Annotated in this window: 1 protein-coding gene; it reads right to left on the bottom strand. The window is 66.1% G+C overall.

Annotated elements, in window-relative coordinates:
- Positions 1-15: 15 nt before the first annotated feature.
- Positions 16-1,938 (bottom strand): acetate--CoA ligase (acs, locus tag ACNFCH_RS25785; RefSeq protein WP_416744488.1); only part of this gene is annotated, 1,923 nt, incomplete at its 5' end.

The raw sequence follows: 1,938 nt of genomic DNA, 5'->3' as shown, positions 1-1,938 counted from the left end.
CGGCCCCGCCCGATCTCAAGCCGACGCCAACGCCATCGCCTTGTGGGTATCGATCAGATGCTGCACCACCCCAGGATCGGCCAGCGTCGAGATATCCCCCAACGCATCGTATTCACCCGTGGCGATCTTGCGCAGGATGCGTCGCATGATCTTGCCCGAGCGGGTCTTGGGCAGCCCCGGCGCCCACTGGATCACGTCCGGCGAGGCGATCGGGCCGATCTCCTTGCGCACCCAGTTCTTCAGCTCCAGGCGCAGCGCCTCGCTCGGCTGCTCGCCAGCATTGAGGGTCACGTACACGTAGATGCCCTGCCCCTTGATGTCGTGCGGCACGCCCACCACCGCCGCCTCGGCGACCTTGGCGTGCGCCACCATGGCGCTTTCGATCTCGGCGGTGCCCATGCGGTGGCCGGAGACGTTGAGCACATCATCGACACGCCCGGTGATCCAGTAGTAGCCATCCTCGTCGCGGCGCGCGCCATCACCGGTGAAGTACATGCCGCGGAAGGTCTTGAAGTAGGTGTCCACGAAGCGGTCGTGGTCGCCGTACAGCGAACGCGACTGGCCCGGCCAGGAGTCGAGGATCACCAGGTTGCCCTCGGCCGCGCCCTCGATCAGGTTGCCCAGGTTGTCCACCAGCGCCGGCACCACGCCGAAGAACGGACGGGTCGCCGAGCCAGGCTTCAGGCCCGTGGCGCCCGGCAGCGGGCTGATCAGGATGCCGCCGGTCTCGGTCTGCCACCAGGTGTCGACGATCGGGCAGCGCTCCTTGCCCACGGTCTGGTAGTACCAGTTCCAGGCCTCGGGGTTGATCGGCTCACCCACCGAGCCCAGCAGGCGCAGGCTCGAGCCATCGGCACCGGCCACCGCGGCCTGCCCTTCGGCCATCATGGCGCGGATGGCGGTCGGTGCGGTGTAGAGAATGTTGACCTGGTGCTTGTCGACGATCTTCGACACGCGGGTGATGTCCGGGTAGTTCGGCACGCCTTCGAACAGCAGCGTGGTCGCGCCGTTGGCCAGCGGGCCGTAGACGATGTAGCTGTGGCCGGTGACCCAGCCCACGTCGGCGGTGCACCAGTAGACCTCGCCGGGGCGGTAGTCGAACACCCGCTCGTGGGTCAGCGCGGCGTACACCAGGTAACCGCCGGTAGTGTGCAGCACACCCTTGGGCTTGCCGGTGGAGCCGGAGGTATAAAGGATGAACAGCGGCTCCTCGGCGCCCATCTCCTTCGGCGCGCAGTGGCTGGAGGCCACCTTCATCAGGTCCTCGTACCAGATGTCGCGGTGCTGGTGCCAGGCAATGTCGCCACCGGTGCGCTTGCACACGATGATCTTCTGCACGCTGCTGGTTTCAGGGTTGGTCAGGGCCAGGTCGACATTGGCCTTGAGCGGGGTACGACGGCCACCGCGCACGCCTTCGTCGGCGGTGATGACGATCTTCGAACGGCAGTCGATGATGCGCCCGGCCAGCGCCTCGGGCGAGAAGCCACCGAACACCACCGAATGGATCGCACCGATGCGCGCACAGGCCAGCATGGCCACCACGGCTTCAGGGATCATCGGCATGTAGATGGTCACCACGTCGCCGCGGTGCACGTCCTGGCCACGCAGGGCGTTGGCGAACTTGCAGACTTGCTCGTGCAGTTCGCGGTAGGTGATGTTGCGGCTGTCGGCCGGGTCGTCGCCTTCCCAGATGATGGCGACCTGATCACCGCGCTCGGCCAGATGGCGGTCGAGGCAGTTGTAGGAAACGTTCAGAGTGCCGTCAGCGAACCACTTGATGTCGACATGGTGGTCGTCGAAGGAGGTCTGCTTGACCTTGGTGAAGGGCTTGATCCAGTCCAGGCGCTGGGCCTGCTCGCGCCAGAAGCCGTCCGGGTTGATCACCGACTGCTGGTACATGGCCTTGTAGGTGGCCTCGTCGGTCAGGGTAGTGGCCGC

It is taken from the genome of Pseudomonas sp. NY15354, assembly GCF_048068075.1.
GTDB lineage: Bacteria > Pseudomonadota > Gammaproteobacteria > Pseudomonadales > Pseudomonadaceae > Aquipseudomonas > Aquipseudomonas guariconensis_C.
The sequence above is the reverse complement of the archived record's forward strand: the minus strand, read 5'-3'. Positions and strand labels throughout refer to the sequence as shown.